This window comes from Alteromonas sp. K632G (genome assembly GCF_017653625.1).
GTDB lineage: Bacteria > Pseudomonadota > Gammaproteobacteria > Enterobacterales > Alteromonadaceae > Alteromonas > Alteromonas naphthalenivorans.
The window spans coordinates 41242-58904 of record NZ_JAGGDM010000002.1; the positions used below are offsets into that span (position 1 = coordinate 41242).

The 17663-nt window shown below is 43.1% G+C and carries 16 protein-coding genes; 5 read left to right on the forward strand and 11 right to left on the reverse strand.

What is annotated here, in order from left to right:
- Positions 1-40: 40 nt before the first annotated feature.
- From J5X92_RS02860 to J5X92_RS02875, 4 genes are all read right to left on the reverse strand, one after another.
- On the reverse strand, positions 41-466 hold the full coding sequence (locus tag J5X92_RS02860; protein ID WP_129740366.1) for a hypothetical protein: 426 nt from the start codon (positions 464-466) through the stop codon (positions 41-43).
- Between the two features lie 86 nt (positions 467-552).
- On the reverse strand, positions 553-1002 hold the full coding sequence (locus J5X92_RS02865; protein WP_013786475.1) for a hypothetical protein: 450 nt from the start codon (positions 1000-1002) through the stop codon (positions 553-555).
- 183 nt (positions 1003-1185) lie between these two features.
- Positions 1186-1749: a CBS domain-containing protein gene (locus J5X92_RS02870; protein WP_013786476.1), complete on the reverse strand. Its 564-nt coding sequence runs from the start codon at positions 1747-1749 to the stop codon at positions 1186-1188.
- 52 nt (positions 1750-1801) lie between these two features.
- Positions 1802-2095, reverse strand: a complete 294-nt coding sequence (locus J5X92_RS02875) for a hypothetical protein (protein ID WP_013786477.1) — start codon at positions 2093-2095, stop codon at positions 1802-1804.
- A 262-nt stretch (positions 2096-2357) separates the two neighbouring features.
- Between J5X92_RS02875 and J5X92_RS02880 the strand changes: the two genes are divergently transcribed.
- Positions 2358-2885, forward strand: a complete 528-nt coding sequence (locus tag J5X92_RS02880; RefSeq protein ID WP_208804544.1) for a cytochrome b — start codon at positions 2358-2360, stop codon at positions 2883-2885.
- A 22-nt stretch (positions 2886-2907) separates the two neighbouring features.
- On the forward strand, positions 2908-3486 hold the full coding sequence (locus J5X92_RS02885) for a YceI family protein (protein ID WP_126874018.1): 579 nt from the start codon (positions 2908-2910) through the stop codon (positions 3484-3486).
- 97 nt (positions 3487-3583) lie between these two features.
- Here the strand turns inward: J5X92_RS02885 and J5X92_RS02890 are convergent, their stop codons facing one another.
- Both J5X92_RS02890 and J5X92_RS02895 read right to left on the reverse strand, forming a co-directional pair.
- On the reverse strand, positions 3584-4876 hold the full coding sequence (locus tag J5X92_RS02890; RefSeq protein WP_208804545.1) for an NAD(P)/FAD-dependent oxidoreductase: 1293 nt from the start codon (positions 4874-4876) through the stop codon (positions 3584-3586).
- Between the two features lie 246 nt (positions 4877-5122).
- A complete protein-coding gene (locus tag J5X92_RS02895) occupies positions 5123-7228 on the reverse strand; it encodes a TonB-dependent receptor (protein ID WP_208804547.1) in 2106 nt (701 codons plus the stop codon).
- A 366-nt stretch (positions 7229-7594) separates the two neighbouring features.
- Here J5X92_RS02895 and J5X92_RS02900 point away from each other — a divergent pair, with 366 nt between their 5' ends.
- Complete coding sequence (locus J5X92_RS02900) at positions 7595-8038, forward strand: DUF2721 domain-containing protein (RefSeq protein ID WP_208804549.1); 444 nt, start codon at positions 7595-7597, stop codon at positions 8036-8038.
- Between the two features lie 134 nt (positions 8039-8172).
- Here the strand turns inward: J5X92_RS02900 and J5X92_RS02905 are convergent, their stop codons facing one another.
- On the reverse strand, positions 8173-9180 hold the full coding sequence (locus tag J5X92_RS02905) for a 5'-methylthioadenosine/S-adenosylhomocysteine nucleosidase (RefSeq protein WP_208804551.1): 1008 nt from the start codon (positions 9178-9180) through the stop codon (positions 8173-8175).
- A 361-nt stretch (positions 9181-9541) separates the two neighbouring features.
- On the opposite strand from J5X92_RS02905, the gene J5X92_RS02910 reads away from it, so the two are divergent.
- Complete coding sequence (locus J5X92_RS02910) at positions 9542-10426, forward strand: LysR family transcriptional regulator (RefSeq protein ID WP_013786484.1); 885 nt, start codon at positions 9542-9544, stop codon at positions 10424-10426.
- A gap of 105 nt (positions 10427-10531) precedes the next feature.
- Here J5X92_RS02910 and J5X92_RS02915 read toward each other — a convergent pair whose 3' ends face one another.
- Entirely contained in the window at positions 10532-11887 is a 1356-nt protein-coding gene (locus J5X92_RS02915; protein WP_126874014.1) for an outer membrane protein transport protein, read from the reverse strand.
- A 335-nt stretch (positions 11888-12222) separates the two neighbouring features.
- Here J5X92_RS02915 and J5X92_RS02920 point away from each other — a divergent pair, with 335 nt between their 5' ends.
- On the forward strand, positions 12223-13221 hold the full coding sequence (locus J5X92_RS02920) for an NADP-dependent oxidoreductase (protein WP_013786487.1): 999 nt from the start codon (positions 12223-12225) through the stop codon (positions 13219-13221).
- A 23-nt stretch (positions 13222-13244) separates the two neighbouring features.
- Here J5X92_RS02920 and J5X92_RS02925 read toward each other — a convergent pair whose 3' ends face one another.
- The 3 genes from J5X92_RS02925 to J5X92_RS02935 are packed head-to-tail and all read right to left on the reverse strand — an operon-like array spanning position 13245 to position 17324.
- Complete coding sequence (locus J5X92_RS02925; RefSeq protein ID WP_208804553.1) at positions 13245-14333, reverse strand: diguanylate cyclase; 1089 nt, start codon at positions 14331-14333, stop codon at positions 13245-13247.
- Between the two features lie 47 nt (positions 14334-14380).
- Entirely contained in the window at positions 14381-16282 is a 1902-nt protein-coding gene (locus J5X92_RS02930) for an ATP-binding protein (RefSeq protein WP_208804555.1), read from the reverse strand.
- Positions 16283-16301: 19 nt separating this feature from the next.
- On the reverse strand, positions 16302-17324 hold the full coding sequence (locus J5X92_RS02935) for an ABC transporter substrate binding protein (protein WP_208804557.1): 1023 nt from the start codon (positions 17322-17324) through the stop codon (positions 16302-16304).
- Positions 17325-17663 lie beyond the last annotated feature (339 nt).

Here is a 17663-nt window from a genome sequence, read left to right on the forward strand (position 1 = left end):
ACGTTAAGCATTTCATCTAATAGCGCACAAATTATTGCCTTTAATGCGTAACCACTCTAGCGGTAGAGTTCGCGTTAGCACGTCGTAAATGTGACAGACTTGGTCTTAGCTCAACGGTTTGCTTTAGCTCTCGTAAGTAATCAGTGACTCTTTCAATCCCATCTGATGTAAAACACAAGTTTTTAGGCGTGGTTTTTATTTCACTTTGGTATTGCTGAAACCATGTTTGCATGGACGCACTGTCCCCTTCTGACAACGCAATGAGTAAATGATACATACGGATGAAAGAGAGCTGTCTACGATACTCTGTCGTGCCATGCTCGAACCCAAGTAGCGTCGTTTGCGATAGGGATGTTTCAGAAACGCCAAGTAAATCAGCAGCCTCTGCTTGATTCAAGCCAACTTCTTGGTAAGCCCAAGTGAAAGCTTTTATAACAACACTGGGTGGATAGGTGCTATGGATCATAGTTTGGCCTCGATTTCAGTCGTTTAAAACATCTTACTTATCGAGAATATTGCGAAAATCATTCCAACTTGCCGAGCCGCCTACAGCTACTGACAATGTTGTTTGGTTTTTACAAAATGAAAGCGCTCAGCATCTTCATCAAGAGTGTAACCTAGTTGAGTTAACCACGCCCTTGCTTCCGGGTAGGTATCAAAGAAAGTAAAGTCTACACCGGTTTGACGGTATACCGCGTCAAGTTGATTTCGGGTGGTTGATTTTACTAAGGATGATTCAAGTACCAACGCTAGATGTGTTAACCCAAGGTGACGTACTGCGGATATACGTTCAGCCAGAAGGTTTTCGGCATCGGGAATAAGCAGGGACTCCCCTTCAAGAACGACAATATCACCCCAATTACTGCCATGCATATCGATAGACTTATCTCGGTAATCAAGCACTAAGCCATTGACACACTCACTATTCCAGGGGCCATAAGCTTGAGTAAGCATAATATTACCGCACCGAGTAACTACAAATGAGCCATGTACTGGTTTCATAATTCTCCGCTCTTCAATGCTTCACAATCAAACTATAGTCAATGATTTCAAAATTCGAAATGTAGTAAACCATCGCGCCCTCAATATTGTGAGGGCATGATGGTAAAGTGAAGCAATTACAAGCGTGATGCGGGCATAGTCAAAGCCTCTGCCGTGGCATTTGGCAGGGGTAAACGGAGTAAGCTATGCAGCTAACACCCGAATCAACTGTGAAAACGTAGGCTTATCTTGAACATCAAGAGGCGCTCTTAATTCTCGAGCAATATCACTTACGCTAATAACACCGCGCACCTCGTGAGAATCTCTATCGAGCACTAAACAATGATGCTGCCCATAGTCTCTAAGGGTTTCTACCACATCCCCGACTGACGATTTTGTCAATTCTGTGAAATCAAATGACATTAGTGACGTTTTAGCCTGCATGAAATCACGCACCACTAACCCATCTCTAGGCACTTTTAATTCAGCAATTTTCTGCACAATATGCTGTTCGCTTACGTCTTGTGACGTAACAATGCCGGTGAATGCATTATTGGCATCTACCACCAGCATCATACGGACATGAGATTGACGCATGATTTTTTCAACGCGTGTAGCAGGTGCATTTTCGTCAATCACGTGTGGCATGTATTGTTTGAAATCTGTGAACACCGCCATCGCTGACGAAGTGACAGACACTTTATTTTCAACAACAGGCCAAGCTAGACGATCGGCGGCATCGGTTTTATGAAGTTGTAAGGTATGCATTACCTTCCCCTTAAAATAGTAAACAAATTAGATAGATGGATGAAAACTTTGTTTAACTAAAGTGGGGTGGCGCGCGAATAGGGTGCGCTGCATAGTCTGCATCGCTGAGAAGTGTGTAAGTAAAAAAGCGAGTATTGGGAACCTTGCTACTCGCGAAGAAAGCACTTAAAAAGTAGGCGCCATCATCAAGCTCGTCTTTATCACTGGCTTGATCTAGATTTGAAGAGGCTAAATATTGAATGCTAATGTCATTCGATACTTGTGAAATCTCTTTGCTCAATACATTGCCAGCACCATTTTCAGGTACTAAGAACGACATTGTGAGTAGCAACAGCAAAAGATTCAAAAGAAGAACTCCAGCAACATTTAAAAAACGGGTTAACTCACCCTTACCTAATACTATATGGCTTTTTTATTCACTATCACTTAAGCCCGCCTCAATTTTTAGACGATTTATCGCTTATTATCTAATTACTAAATATAAGTGACGTTACACCCTACGCATTCATTCTAATAAATAGAACGCACTGTTATAAGCTTTGCAATATTCACTCTTGAACTGTTCCAGTAGACTGATTTTAAAATTTGGTTCTATTGCTCATTCATTTATGAAAAAACGCTGGCCTCTTTGGCTTATCTTAATTCACTGGCTCACCTTTCTGGTTGTGGTAGGTATGTTTGCCTCAGGGCTATGGATGGTAGATTTGACCTACTATAGTGATTGGTACAAAACCGCGCCCCATTGGCACAAAAGTGTAGGGCTACTGTTTTTTGCTGTGACTTTAGTGAGGTTGATTTCGCGCGTATCTACCCAGCGACCAGCGACCTTTGGCAACAAGTTTGAGAAGTTGGCCAGTAAATTAGGACACAGTGCTATTTACCTTGTTCTTTTAGCGCTTTTTACCTCGGGCTATCTTATTTCAACTGCCGATGGCAGAGCCATAGATGTATTCAACTGGTTTGCGGTACCAGGGCTTGGTGAGTTTATAGAACATCAAGAAGACCTGGCTGGCGAGGTGCATTTCTACCTGGCTTGGACATTAATCGTGCTGACTTCTTTACATGGGTTAGCGGCATTGAAACACCATTTCATTGATAAAGACGACACGCTGAAGCAGATGTTGAGGCTTCGCTAAACACTGATATTAAGGAGATTTTATGAAGAAGTTAACACTTGCACTAGTGACGGCCGCAGCACTCAATACAGCGGTAAGTTCAGCTCACGCCGCTGATTATATTATTGACTCCAAAGGTGCTCATGCATCAGTTAATTTCAAAATTCAGCATTTAGGTTACTCATGGCTAACCGGTCGCTTTAACGACTTTAAAGGCACATTTAGCTACGATGAAAATAACCCTGCTGCAGCGTCTGTCTCAGTGACTATCGAGACCGATAGCATAGATTCAAACCATTCAGAACGAGATAAGCATCTAAGAGGCGACGACTTTTTAAATGCGGATGATTTCCCAGAAGCTAAATTCGTTAGCACAAAAGTGGCTGACAAAGGCAACGGTATGTTGGACATCACGGGTAACCTTACGCTGCATGGTGTGACTAAGCCCGTGACTATTGAAGCCAAAAAAATTGGTGAAGGTAGCGATCCGTGGGGCGGTTATCGTGCTGGTTTTTCAGGCACTACTACTATTGCGCTAAAAGACTACGGCATTGACTATGACTTAGGTCCCGCGTCACAAACCGTTGAGCTTTCTCTTCACGTTGAAGGTGTTAAACAGTAACGTTCTACACTTATAAAATAACAAAGCCCGCTGATGCGGGCTTTTTACGTTTACAGGCTAGATATAACTTACCCAGACATGAGTTATGCCTTGTAAATCAATGTAGCTTTAACTTAGGGCTAATCGCATAACTCAGCTTCTTAAGTAGCAGCTTTAGTGCGCCTCTTAGCTTTCCGTGTACTGCAAATTGGTGCATGTTGTATAAAGAGATATAAACTATCTTGGCTAAACGCCCTTCAATGAACATACTTGAATTTGATAACGACCCCATCAAGCTACCTACGGTGCTGTAGTTACTTAAATGCACTAGCGAGCCATAATCTTTATAGACATAGCCTTTTAATTCTTTCCCCCGCTGTAATGCAATAATATTGTTTGCCGCCGTGTCTGCCATTTGATGTGCAGACTGGGCTCTAGGTGGTACCCATTTACCGTTTTCTTGTTTGAAGCCACAACAGTCACCAATAACCCAAATGTTACTGTCGCCAGTGCTTTGTAAGTGCTTATTAACAAGAATTTGGTTTGCGCGGTTGGTCTCAAAAATACCCATTTCGGTGACGAAATCCGGCGCTTTCACCCCTGCCGCCCATACCATTAAATCAGCATCCACGCGGCTACCATCTTTCGTGATAAGGCCATTTTCATCAGCCTCAGCCACCATGGTGCTTTCTTTAATGTCTACACCGAGTTTATGCAGCGCCTTACGAGCAGAATTGGCGATACGCTCAGGTAGCGCAGGTAATATCCGCTCTCCCGCTTCTACAATAGTTATCTTTAAACGGGACGCTGACATACCCGGCATGCCGTAGGTTTTCGATAAGTTAGCAACATGATGAAGCTGAGCGGCTAATTCAGTACCCGTCGCACCCGCGCCCACAATAGCCACTTTTATAAAGCTATTTTCATCTTCTTGCTGGTTAATACGAATTAGCTGATTCAACAACCCTTTGTGAAAGCGTTCAGCTTGAACCAATGAATCAAGAAAGTAACAATTTTGCGCAACGCCTGGCGTTCCAAAGTCATTACTGACACTGCCAATCGCCAATACCAATTGGTCGTAAGGTATTTTACGTTCGGGTAATATCGACACTCCCTCATCATCGAATAATGGCGCAAGCATGATAGTTTTGGCCTCTGCATCAATGGCACACATGCTCCCTAACTGAAAGCGATAGTGGTGTGCCGCAGCATGAATAGCGTAATCAACGCCATCAGAGTGCTTGTCTATAACGCCAGCAGCCACTTCGTGAAGCAAGGGCTTCCAAATGTGAGTGCGACTTCTGTCAACTAGGGTTATTTCTGCTTCGTTCTTTCTCCCGAGGGTGCGGCTTAAGCTGCTTACAAGTTCAAGACCTCCAGCGCCACCACCGACAACAACTATTTTTTGCATGGGTTTACCTATAATTTAATCATTCCACGTATCTCATCTTTCATAATCCAAAATTATTGAAATGATATACCTGGCGCGACTAAAGGTATTCGCTGCATATGTGGGGTTAACAGTACGCCTGAACGCATTTTCTCGCAAGCCTGACAGGTTGGTTCTAGTAAGGCGTACGATAAAAAAGGCGAAAAAAAACGGTAACCGTGAGATACACGCTACCGTTTTTTATACCAGAGTAGATAATGGTTTTAACTAATACTGATAATCAACGCTGAACATTACGTTTCTTGGCCGCCCAGGGAAGTATCTATCGGCGGTAAAGGACGTGTAATCGGCCCGTTCAGCGTAGGCGGTATCGAGCAAGTTATTTACTCGTGCATACACTGAAAGTTCAGGCGAAATTGCCCAAGAGGCCCGTAGGTTCAATAAATCATGACCTTCGTACTCGTTAAGGTTTTCAGCATCGGTATAATACCCATCGACATGCTGCCACTCGAGTTCAGTCCGAGTACTTTGGGTAAAGCTGTACCCTAGGCGAGCATTGAAGGTCAGGTTTGGCGCCGTATCAATATCGTTGCCCTTAATATCGACTTCGCCCACAATTTCATTGTGCTCATAGGTGTGTTTGGCATAGCTGCCTGCAAACGCGAAATCAAACCCTTGGCTGATTTGATAGTTTAGGGTTAGCTCTACCCCTCTGTGCCAGGTTTCTCCATTGCTTACATTGAAAAAATCACTATCACGATAAATCACATTGTCTTTAGTTAAGCTATAAGCAGATACCACATAGCTAAAGGCTTTGTGCTGCCCTTTAACACCCACTTCTACGTTGGTGGCGGTGACAGAGTCTAAGTCGGCAATTTGTTGACTGCGCTGAAGTCTGTAAAGCTCAGTTGCTTGCGGGGCACGATAGCCTCGAGATAAGCCCGCATACCATAACGTTGTTTCACTGCTTTGAAAACTCACCGAGAGTTTAGGGCTAAAGTTACTGTAATCGTTGGTGCCGCTTTCAGGCCTTGCGTACCGACATCCACCAAAACCACATTCGGTGCCATCGTCGCGGGTACGCCCCGATATCATGTTGTTGGTATAATCGTAATCCATATACTCATATCGCCCACCTAAAGAAACCGCCCACGCCGCTTGTTGCCAATTTAACGCAATGAACGGAGCATAAAGGGTAGCGTCTACCTGATAATCGTAATGAAGCCCCGCCGGTACGGTTTCCACTAAGAATGCAGAGCCAGTCGTAGCGCCGTCTTGTGCTTGCACCAAGCTACCTTGGGTATATTCAGCGTCTAACCCGGCATCAAAACTCAACGTGTTGTTCACCACATGGTGATACTGGGAAAGTACACCAAACCCTTCTTGCTCATTTTCTTCAAGCGGTGTACCAGGTAAAAAGTGCATGCGAAATTCCATGCTTTGATCGCGATAATACGGCGTAATAGACAGTGCGTTGTCGCCGCTTAACGCCATATCTACTTTGCTCCATACACGTAAACTTTTCGCTTTTCGAAAGGCTTCAGGGTTGTCGTTACCTTGGGCGATATCTTCATCTTTATAGCTTTCAAATCCGGTAATGTAACCGGCGGTTTCTTGATCTAAATGGGTGTACGTCAACCCACTGGTTAGTTTTAGGTTATCAACTTCGTATCGATGCCTGAGATTAACCTTTTCTTGATCTACACTTTCTTCGTCTCGATACCCGCCGTCGCGGGTAATACTCGCGTTAATGCCTATACCAGACTCACCAAAGTCTTTACCTTGCCGCAGTTTCAGCCTGCTATAACCATAAGAACCATAATCAATTCCATATAAGGCAGTATCTTGGGTAACATCGGGGGTAATAACATTAATCACGCCGTGAATAGCGTTAGAGCCATACAAGGGGGAAGCAGGACCTTTTAACACCTCTATGCGTTCTGCCATTTCACCATGCGCTTCAAACAGCTCGTTAATATTACAAAAGCCTGCTGCGCGTAAGGGAATGTTATCTTCAGCGGCCAGTATACCGCCACACGCCCCAGCACCGGTAAGCACTGGCGAGCGTAATGCAGGTAGGTATTCCTGCCCATTACCTCGCTGAACACCAGCGCCTGCAATAAAATTCAACACTTCTTGTATATGGCTTGGCGACACAAAGTTTATGTCGTCGCTTGAAACCGTAGACACCACATACCCTGAATTTGCAGTGGAATTAGCAATTCTACTTCCCGTTGTTACCACGCGTTCTATTGACGCTATGCTTTTGCCACTGTTTGCGCCCTCTGGGATTTGCGCGGCGGCAGAAGAAGAAAACGACACCACTGTCACGGTGCTAAGGCTATGTAAAAATAACCTGAATGTGGAGCTCATTGCTTGTCCTTTCTAAAGATTTGGCAAGATTAACATACGTATAATGTGTGTCATTCGACCACAACATTGGTGCTAACTATAAGGTTAATTGTATCGTTAACTATTTAGCGATTAATAGTAAAAATAATAACTTACCCACCTAGAGCGGGCATCGCTTAAGTATGGAACTGGTTGCAGCCGTTAACTCGCCGCCTAGCTCTTATGTTAACTACTTATGTTAACTACTGATGCATAGCTCTTATGTCGAGCACTTATGTCGAGCTCTTATACTAACTACTTATGCTCGTTAGTGGGCTAAGCTATATAAGTTACGTATAAGCTTCGTATTAGCGATAGCACAGTAGTCATGCATTACCGGAGGAATTTTTGGATACCTTAATACCTAGCCTATCCCAACTTATTGAATTTGCGGTAGCTCCTGTATTTTTACTTACAGGTATAGCAGGTTTTTTAAACGTTATGTCGTCTCGGCTTGGCAGAATATCAGACAGAGTAAGAGTAGCAGAAAGACAAATTCATACCCTCTCAGACCCACATATTGTCGACCGTTCAAAGCGAGAAATAAAAGTACTTTGGCGCAGAGTAAAAGTCATCAACTGGGCCATTGGCTTATGCGTGGCCTCGGGGCTAATGGTGTGCTCCGTTATTGTGGCTTTATTTGCTGGTTCTCTGTGGTTCGTTGATTTAAAAACACCTGTCATTTCGCTATTTATATTAGCAATGATGTTTCTAATTTGTGCGCTTGTGGTGTTTCTTGTGGAAGTGAAACTGGCTACCACCACCATCAATATGGTGCGTACTATTCGCTAAAGAGCTAAAGAGAAAACAAAAAAGCGAGGCAAACTCGATAATGTAATAAGTCTGCCTCGCCCTTTGTATTTGAAAGGATGTTATTCATCCTCGGCTACTGATCTATGCAGCCTTCTGAATAGATCAGAATCTATCTATTCAGCTAACTCGTCTAGCACAGCAAATAATACATTCGCGCCTACACGAGACACTTCTTTATCATACAAATTTTCTGTATTCACGCCTTCTTGGCCACCCGCCAAGTCACTGATAGCGCGAATAATAACCCAGTCCACATCGTTGATTGTGCACACTTGGCCAATCGCAGTGGATTCCATTTCGGTGACTTCAGCCGTAAACACATCTCTAACCCATTTACGATACTCTCGGTTATCCATAAACACCGAACCAGTAACACCATTTCCACCTACATGAAGCTTGGCATCACGTTCATCCAAAATACGTTGAATTGGCATTTCTGCCAATGCTGTTTTCGCTGCGGCAAGTAGCTTTGGTGAGGCAGTGAAATAAGGCGTATCTTGTGGCTTATCCATGCCGTCTTTTACAATCAATACTTCATCTGGGTGGATAAAGTGAAAAGGCTTATATTTAGGATAATGAGGATCGGCCGCTAAACGAGAAGGCTGCTCTTCCATAAATTTTTCGTAATAGGCGGGTAACACGTATTCACCAGGATTTTCTGGGTCTTCGTTGGTATATACACTTTCGTCATGGTAGTACCAACGCTCGGGTACGATAACATCCCCCGGCTGCCATTTTGGATTCACCGCGCCCGCGATGCCCATATAGACCACTTGCTTAACAGGGAAATAATCGAGTGCCATTTGCGTAGACATTGCCGCGTTTGCAATGCTCATCCCAGTAGCGAAAACCAATATTGGCTCGTCATGATAGGTGCCAATTCGGTAAGTAATGCCTTTAATTGTGGTAGTAGTATGAATTTGTGCATCTGGATCGGACGCAATCCTACCTAAAATACCTTCCATTTCTGGCGCGTATGCAACCACAACCGCAGTAAATTCATCACCCGTGAAAGTAGCTGGCCCATATTGAGGTGTCGTGTTAGTTGAAGTTGTAGTACACCCTGATATCACCACAACAAATGACATACACAGCAGAAGCGAAATAACGCGAAGTTTCATAATCACCATTCTTATTTGATTTTTAGTGGAACGAGTGGAGAGCGATAGCATGCTCGCTCTTCGCTGTTTTATTCTTAACGTACCAGTTTTCAGTGTTAAAGAAAGTGTTATATCCGCATTTTACAAATATTAAAAACACTGGATACACCCCCCTAACAAATGACATTCTGCAAAGACTATCTTATTTCGCTTTTTAAACTAATTCTTTATCCTCAATAGAATAAAACGCGCTTAGTTGCAGTTTCATAAGCTGAATATGGATGTGTAGTTACCCTTATTGGATTACATTTATAGGAGATAAAAGGACTTAAAAAAGCAACGCGAGACCAACTGACTCGTATCGATGAGGATACAAATACCAATGAACATGAAACTACTTCGCTCTCTGCAAATTTTTGTTGAGGTCGCTGAAAGCGGTAGCATGAGTATTGCAGCCCGAAACCTGCATATGACCGTCTCGGCCATTAGCCAACAACTGAGAAAACTTGAACAAGACATTGGGCTGAGTTTATTTAACCGTAATACACGAAATTTGAGCCTTACCGAGGCTGGAAGGATCTATTACGACACCAGCAAAAAGATGTTAGATACCGCGGTTGAAGCACAAGAGCGTATTGAAACGCTTCAAGATGCGCCTTCAGGTAAAGTCAATATTATTGCCCCAGAAGGTTTTGGTGGAGGCTTATTAAGTCAGCCCTTGCAGAAGTTATGTGAGGATTTTCCAAAAATAAATGTATCGCTGACGCTAACCGACCAACCTACAGACATTATTGTTTCCGGTGCCGACTTACTGCTTGGCTTCACCCCAGTATCTGATACTAACTTCAGCAGTTTAGAGTTGGCCACATGGCGACGAATTCTTTGTGTATCGGCTGACCACCCTTTGGCAAAATCGCCTCTTGAGTCGCCCGAAATTCTTCAAGAGTATTCCTATATTTCTCACCGTCATATAGAAGAATATGTAATGAAGCACGACAAGTTTGATAAAGTGCCACTAACGTCGAGCCGTATTGAGCTTGATTCAATGCAGACCTTAATTCAGCTTACCCGTGATGGTCTTGGATATGCAGTGTTGCCTGAACCAGAGGTGCGCCACTTACTTAGTGAGGGTTCAATGAAGCAGCTATTCACTGACTGGTCGTTACCTGATTACACCGTATATGCGGTTACGCCAAAGCGGGAATTGGTTCCTGCTAAAATAAGCGCAGCTATTACATGCTTGCAAGATTGGTTCTCTGAGATTTAGGTTTTACGAATTAATCGCTTTCACTAAAAAGGCCTAAACTTGCGTTTAGGCCTTTTTCGTCAGTCAGTAGCAAACCAATACGCTGCCACTTTTTGATGATTTAGCTTAAAAGCGTGTGTTCATCTGTACACTTAAAATATGTGCTGTTGCTGACTGCGTACCTGTAAAGTTAGTGGTGAAGTCTGTATTTGGTAAAACATCGCTAAGGATAGTTCTATCTTTATTAATATACGCTTCGCGACCATCAATAAATACATACGCAGCGTCAATCGATGTGTTTTCGCTCATAGTATAAGTTAAACCACCTGATATCCAATGACGGTCAGTATCAGGAATACTCAATGAACGATTCTCCACCGATACTACTCCATCGTCGTAAGCGTAACCTGCACGTAAAGTAAACTCATCATTTAGGATATACGTTACACCAATAGATCCGCGCCATGAGTCGTCAAAGTTTTCTTCTTTAATAAGGAAATTTTCGCCATCTTCTAAGTTAGCTTCAAGTTTTTGGAAAGTACTCCAATCAGTGAAGGTAAGACTCGCTTGAACAGACCACTGGTCATCAATTTTCTGGTCGATAGCAAGCTCTGTAATAGCCGCAAGATTTAAGTCTAGGCTACCAGGCTGGTTGAGTTCTATCGGGAATACAGGCGTTTCTGATGATACGGCCCCGTCCAACTCTAGTTTTGTTTCAGCGCGATGAGACAACGCGATGTTAGTTAACTCACTAGGCTGCCAGAAAACACCTACGTTCCAACCGAAGCCCACATCATCGCCTTCCATGCTAAACAGTGACGATCCAGCGTTAAGAGAGGGAAGTGTTATACCTAAAGCCTGTGCGGTTGGTTCTAAACCTTCAATGGTAGCTGCCAATGTATTAGATACACCTGAACCAATTTCAGCTTCTGCATACGTCACGTTTAAACCAAAGCCGACCATAAGCTGCTTGTTCACTTTATATGACAAAGCTGGGTTTACCGTAACGGTTTTAACTTCTGCAGTATCAGCGAAATGTAAAGCGCCGAAGTCATCAGAGTAATCAGAACGGAGGCCATAAGTGGTGAAAACACCTACACCAGCAGAAAAATTGTCGTTGATAGGTGAAACGTAGAAGAAACCTGGAACAAATGCTGTCTCAGCAATATTATCTTCTTTAGCAACGCCACCACCAACTAGGGTATCCCCAAATGAATAAGTCACATTACCGGAAATGTCTACATTCGGGTCTATAAAGCTTACTGATGCACTAAACTCAGCTTCTTTAAATACACCAATCGCAGCTGGATTGGTTGCTAAAATAGAGGCATTCTCTGGCTTCGCCGCTTGGCCCGCCATGGCACGACCCAAACCATTCGCACTATGCTCATTTACTTGGAAACCAGCAGCTAGCACAGAAGAAGATGCCATAGAGGCTAATGCTAAGCATACAGAGGCGCGTAAAGAAAAATGTTGCTTCATAAAAATACTCTTATAGAACAGGAAATATGCAGTGGCGCATTCTACGATTACGGTATGTTTTGTTCAATGCAAGTTAACGCCATTCACGCTGTTTTATCGCATTTTTTACAATTTTAGCGGCACAATTAAAGAAGATGTAAACACTTTGAAAATAATAGATTGCAAAAATTGATATTATTTGTGAACAGGTGAGTTTGCCTATCACTATATTCAATTGGAGGAGACTTGATTAATCACGCTATTTTTGACCTTTCTAGTGATTACGCTTGTATAAGCAGTTTCTAGCCCCACAACAGTGGTACAAGATAATTTCAACAGCCTAAGGAGAAATTCACATGTCTAGCAATAAAGAAATTCTATTGGTCAATCGCCCAAACGATAGAAAAATAGGCTCCCATTTGTTCGAAACTCGTGAGCAAGATATTCCTTCCCCGGGTAAAGGTGAAATACTGATTAAACAAACTTACATGTCGCTCGACCCAGCAATGCTAGGGTGGATGAGTGAAGATCGTGAAAGTTATATTCCGCCTGTTGAGCTTGGTGAAGTCATGCGCTCAAGCGGTGTGGGTGAAGTAATTGAGTCGAACAACCCTGATTTTTCTGTTGGCGACAAAGTCATGGGAATGACCGGCTGGCGAGAATACTTGGTCAGTAATGGTGAAGGCTTCAACAAGCTACAGCCCGGTATTACCGAAGAGATGGCCCTTTGCGTATTCGCTTTGCCTGGTTTAACTGCTACCACAGGCTTATATAACTTTGGTGAGCCTAAAGAAGGTGAAACCTTAGTTGTCACTGGCGCTGCGGGTTCGGTGGGCTCAATTGTAGGTCAGCTAGCTAAAGCTGACGGCCTTCGCGTTATTGGTGTAGTGGGTAGTGACGAAAAAGCAGATTGGATTGTCAACGAGCTCGGCTTCGACGGAGCAGTAAACTATAAAACTGACGATTTAGAAGCAAAATTAACTGAGCTCACCCCCGATAAAATTGACGTATTCTTTGAAAACACCGGCGGCCCTATTCAGCACCATATTTTCAATCGTATGAATACGCATGGCCGTATTGTGGTTTGCGGCATGATTGCCGACTATCAATCTGAAAACCCGGCTCCCGGCCCAAATTGGATACCGTTAATTAAAAAGCGCATTAACGTTCGAGGGTTTGCGATGCCTGATCATTGGGGCGAAGTACCTCAACTTGTTGCAAAGCTATCGCCCTACGTACAACAAGGAAAGATTCAATATCGTTCTCACATGGTTGAGGGTATCGAATCAGCGGTAGAGGGTTTACAGATGCTATTCTCTGGCGACAATAAAGGGAAAATGATCGTTAAACTTTAAGCTTATCGCTTATGTTTTCTGCGTTAACTATCGACGTTAATTTCACTTAGCGTCGATAGTAAATAAGTCCCTTTCCCCGCAGCCTTTGCTTGATACAGCTCATTATCAGCTTGGTTGATTAAGCCTTCTAGAGTTTGCTTTTTCACATTATTAACAACCACAGCACCAATAGAGCATGAGACGGTTTTCGCTGATGCATTTGGTGCATGCGGTAAGGCTTTTTCATCCCAAGTGTCGAGTATTTGCTGGCAACTCTGTTCTACTTGCCTTGCAGAAACCCCACTGACGATAACCATAAACTCTTCGCCGCCATAACGACCCAGAATATCGGTTTGCCGTTGAAACACTGCGCGCATCACATCAGCCTGCGCCACAATGGCATCATCACCTTGCTGGTGACCAAAGGCATCGTTGTATTTCTTAAAGTCATCTAAATCGAGCATAAAAACAGCGAAAGAAAGGTTCTGCCTTTTACTAAGCGACAGTAATCTCTCGCCTTCTTTCATCAGCGCACGTCTATTAAGAAGATGGGTTAACGGATCTTCACGGCTTAAGGTGTTTAGCTTCTTATTTGTTGATTTTAGAAGAATAACAATTCTATCTAAACGATATTTTGCATAAGCACATATAAACAAAGACCCAACCACAAATGACGTTGAAATCATCACGCGGTCGCCATAAACAGGCGCGATTACCATTAACCCAATAAACCCAGCGATACTTATAGTCGATGCTGCCAACGCCAACTTGTAGGTAACACCTAATGCAAATACACAATAGAATGCATATAAAATGGTGCCCTCGTAAGGAAAAGCAAACTCGTATAGCACCCAACTTTGGTAAATAAGCACATAGTTCGCGAAGGTTAACATGACCATCAGCCCTGCAAATATCCAGCTTCTGGCAGCATAAAAGAATTTAGAGAACGAAAGGGCGATAACCGCAAAGATAACTGGAATTTGATACAAAAGGCGGTTTTGAAGATAAAACTCGTACAAAGGGGAAGGTAACAACACTATATCCGCCAATATGAAAGAGGCGAGCAACAAAGCACCGATAATAAGAGCAACTCGAAGTCTTAAAATCTCTTTATGCTTTGTTACCACTTCCACCTATTTCTCCAGACACGGGTAATATCTTTCAGTAAGTATAGACACTTCTATAGGACTAGCTTAAGTAGACTACCTTTTAATGCCTCAATGGTAATAGGTTTAGTGACAACGTCGTTCATACCGTCTTGTTTAAAGGCATCATGGCGTTCTTTAAAAGCTTCTGCTGTAAGCCCTATAATAGGGATTTGGCTTACGTCACTCGGTAAACTTCGAATACGCCTAGTGGCTTCAACACCATCCATCACTGGCATATGAATATCCATAAAGATAACGTCGAAGGTCTCTTCTTCAACTTTAACGGCCGCTTTTAAACCGTTGTCGACATGAGTAACCGTGCACCCAAGCTGTTCTAGTAGTGCCTGTGCCACCACGGCATTTATCGCATTATCTTCTGCCAGTAATACGCTAATACCCGGTTTAAGGATTGTATTTTTATCTAGGTTACTTTGCGCTTCTTGTAGTGACGCACTATCAATAGTGCGGGCGCTAACCATGGCAGACATCGTGAAACACGACCCTTCACCCACTCGGCTTGCAACTTTGACATCGCCACCTAGTATCTGTGAGAGCTCTTTAGCAATGGATAAACCTAAACCTGTGCCGCCATAACGACGTGAAATAGAAGAGTCGGATTGAGTGAACTTATCGAAAATATGTTCAAGTCTATCGGGTTCTATACCAATGCCTGTGTCTTTCACAGAAATGACTAAACGATTTTCTTCTACCGATGGACCGGCTACCTTTTTAAGGCTTGCTGTAACCGTCACCGTGCCTTTATGCGTAAATTTGATGGCGTTACTGGCTAGGTTAATCACTATCTGGCGCAGTTTAGTCACATCACTCGTGACCATTACCGAGTCCAAATTCTTACTTTTATATTCTAACCGCGTGTGGTTTGCACTCGCATTGATACCTAGCAAGGTAATAAGATCGTTCAGCATGCTATCTAAATTAAATTCGGTCACATCAACTTCTGACATACCAGACTCAATTTTAGATAAATCGAGTACATCATTTATCACATTAGCAAGAATGGTGGCTGAAGAACGTAAATCTGAAGCATATTGCTTTTGCTTGTCATCTAACGGCGTATCTAGCAATAAAGTAGCAAGCCCTTGAATACCGTTTAACGGCGTGCGAATTTCGTGGCTCATGACGGCAAGAAAGTCCGTTTTGGCTTTATTGGCAGCTTGTGCCCGTTCCACGTAATTTTCGATGTCTGCTGACATGGCCTCTACATCTTGGGCTAATTCACTCAGTTCATCTTTGCCGCTTACATCAATGCTAACCCGCTTATGATTACCGGCAATACTGCTCGTTGCATCTTTAATTTTGCCAATCGGGGATACCACAAAATACTGAGTGATTTTCCCTATGAATAAACTCACTAAAATAACCGTAAACAAGGTAATAGCGATGGTTAGCCAGGCTATTTTTGATAATGATGATTCGAGCTCATCGGTAGATTGGCTAACCGTAAGCTTCCAGTTCCAAGGGTCGAACTTGCTACAGGCAAAAAGTACATCTTGGTCTCTCCACTCAGATTCACCAAAAGCAATATCGGTAGCATTAATAGTGGTGATGGTGGCGTTAGCAGTATTGATGGGTGTCCATTCTTCATAGGTGCTAAATAGCTCAGCACCCGTTGACTTGTCACTTACCGCAAAATGCTTACCGGTTGATTGATGAAGCTCTGCTAGCTCGTCAAACACCTCTTTTTGATAGGCATCTCGAAATACAGGTACATTTTCCAAACCAGAATTCACCAGCAATTCGTGCCGCTCTCGCACGAACTCAATAAAGGTGAGTGATAAGGTTTGAGTAAGTAACTGATATTCTCGCTCTCTCACTGAGTCATAAGCCGTCAAATAGGCCCAATAGCCCGTTAGCGCCATCCCTGTAAACAGAATGGGGATATATATAGCTAAAAGTTTCGACTTAATTCGCATAGATATCTGGTACTACTCTTTATTGATAAACGTGATCTTTCGATAACTTTAAATACGACGACGGAATAGGAATATGCATTTTGATGGCAGTGGATACATTCACCCCAATTGTATATTTCTCCATTCTAGTGACAGCCATGGTATTCGCCCTCTCGCCACTTAAGATCCTCTTGGCGCGTAATGCACCTGATTTACCGATACTCTTTTCATCTGCTACAACGCCAAGTAACGCACCTTGCTGTACAGACTCTATACTTTCGGCAAAAATCGGTAATAGTTTAGTTTCTTTGTAAATAACATTAATGAGATCGTCGGCTTGAAGCAAGGGGCCAGTGGAAAGCCAATAAGCATCGAGGCCAGATGTTTCTACTTTTTCTTTAAGCACTTCCACTATACCAGCACGCATAGCACCTAACCCTAAAGTGCCTTCAACATAGGCGGTGCTCACCGTCACAAACTTCACGTTATCATACTGACTCTCGAGTGCTAACAGGCTTTCTACCGAACTTTTTGAAGATGGGTATTCTGAGTGCACCAGCCCAATAGTGATGGGTTCCTCCAGTGCAGAGGCTTTTAGTAAGCCATCAAGCATATCCAACTTCACCTTGGCATCTAATACGTGAGATTCACCGGTTATGTTTGACGTGCTATGTTCGCCAAACGCAGTGACTATGCCCTCTTTTACAGGGTCTGCCACTGTCATAAATAAAGTAGGAATCTCAGCCGCAGCGGAAAAGTTGTAAACCGCCCTAGTGGCAAGCGTAGCAATTGGTACTAACAGGTCCGGCGCTGCTTGCTCGGTGATTGTTTCCACAATAGACCTCGCCTTATCTTCTAGACCCTCTGCATTATATATTTCTACGTCTATTTCATGATCGGGCATAACCAGCGTAAGTTCATCGATAAAGGCATCTTTTGTATTTATCACTACCGGTAAAGGACCCGTTTCTATTATGACCACACGTAGTGGTTTAGCGTTAACCTGAGCGTGAAATACAAAACAAAGGAGTATACTCACAATGAGTAGTGACGTTTTTTTCATCTTTATTTAGCCCAACTATTAAGCTTGTGAGTAGGTGATTAGTTTGAAATATCATAGTGTTAATCGACTTCGCTGCATAGCTGAAGTTCGTATAATATAGGCTTAAAACACCCATCAGTGTGATTGTAGGTAGTTTGCGCTAGATTAAGCGTTAAAAAGTGCCCTAGCGTACTAACCATCTATGATTTGGAGCCCATTATAATTTAAGAGCCATATAAAATGCCTAACCCGTTACGGCTAAACCTATCAAGGATAATAACCATATTATGAGGCGAATAAAATCTCTTATCCCTAGTACTCCCCCAAATATATGTTCTAGCAAAAAAATGACAACGCTAG